The sequence below is a fragment of the Streptomyces sp. NPDC111802 genome (assembly GCF_055634335.1).
In genome coordinates, this window is the sequence record NZ_JBVKCZ010000228.1 from 1 (window position 1) to 1,369 (window position 1,369).

The window sequence follows — 1,369 nt, forward strand, 5'->3', positions numbered from 1 at the left end:
CGCCATTCGTTCCTGGGGGCAGGGGTCGGGTGGCCTGCTTGTTTTTCAGGCGGTACCACCATGCACCAGGACATCACACCCGTCTTCGGGTACATCCGCACCCACGGTGCGGGCCGCTGCACCGTCATCGCCTTCCACGGTGAGATTGATATTGCGGCCGTGGCCGCCATCACCCCCCAGCTCGATGCTGCCACCGCACTCCCGTGCCGGCGGATCGTGCTCGACCTGAGCGGGGTGGAGTTCATCGACGCCGGCGGGCTGGGGCTGCTGTGCCGGGCCCGCAGGCGGGTCACGGCAGGCGGTGGACGGCTCGTGCTCGTCTGCGCCCACCCCCGCATCCTGCTCCTCTTGCGGATCACACACCTGGACGGCGTATTCACCGTGACGGCATCGCTGACCGAGGCGCTGGACCAAGACCTGGATGCCGGGCCCGCGGCCGGCAGCGAGCACCTCTTCCCGCCCCCTCCCCAGGGCAGTGTCTCCTGATGCCGGCCGCCGGCAGGAACGGAAGAGGGCTGAAACACGTCCCTCCCGCATGCACGCAACGGGCGGAGCGGGCAGTATCCATCCCCCAGAACCGGCCCGAATTCCCTTGTACGGACTGCTGGTTGCCGTTTTCACCCATGGAAAAGAGGTGAACTGTGATGTCTGAATCCTCCCGCGAGGAGCGGCTGGCCGCTGCCTTCGTCGAGCTGGCGGATACCCTGGTCGGCGACTTCGACGTGATCCACTTCCTGCACACGCTCACCGACCACTGCGTCGCCCTGCTCGACATCACCGCCGCCGGAGTGGTCCTGGCCACCCTGCGCGGCGAGCTGGTGGACGTCTGCGCCTCGGACGAACGCGCCCGCGCCCTGGCGCTAACCAGCATCGACTTAGGCGAGGGCCCCTCCCTGGACTGCTACCGCTTGGGCCGCCCACTGCCCGACACCGCGCTGGCCCATCCCCGCGCGAAGGCGAACTGGCCGCGGTTCGCCCCCCGCGCCGCAGATCTGGGCTTCACCTCGGTCGCGGGCGCCCCCCTCAGACTGCGCGATGAGGTCATCGGCGCGCTCACCCTGTTCCGCACCGGGTCCGGCGCACTGGACCAGGCCGAGCTGCGCCTGGGCCAGGCACTCGCGGACACCGCCGCCATCAGCATCCTCCAGCAGCGCGCCCTGCACGAGCAGGCCACCCTCGCCACCCAGCTGCAGACCGCACTGACCTCCCGCATCATCATCGAACAGGCCAAAGGAGCCCTCGCCCAACGCCGCCACATCACCGCCGACGAGGCCTTCGACCAGCTGCGCCACTACGCCCGCCACCACGGGCTGCGGCTGACCGACGTGGCGCGCGAGGTGATGGAAAGCCGCACCGACCCTACGCTGGC

Annotated in this window: 2 protein-coding genes; both read left to right on the forward strand. The window is 69.7% G+C overall.

All coding sequences use genetic code 11. The features are described from left to right. Positions 1–60: 60 nt before the first annotated feature. Positions 61–486, forward strand: coding sequence for an STAS domain-containing protein (locus ACZ7NC_RS45660; protein ID WP_471498399.1), 426 nt, complete (start codon positions 61–63; stop codon positions 484–486). A gap of 158 nt (positions 487–644) precedes the next feature. After that, the coding region (locus tag ACZ7NC_RS45665) for an ANTAR domain-containing protein (RefSeq protein ID WP_471498402.1) at positions 645–1,369 on the forward strand (725 nt) is incomplete at its 3' end.

Bases quoted from the DNA above. Each gene is read 5' to 3' on its own strand.
- ACZ7NC_RS45660 (WP_471498399.1), top strand. From the start codon at position 61: ATGCACCAGGACATCACACCCGTCTTCGGGTACATCCGCACCCACGGT.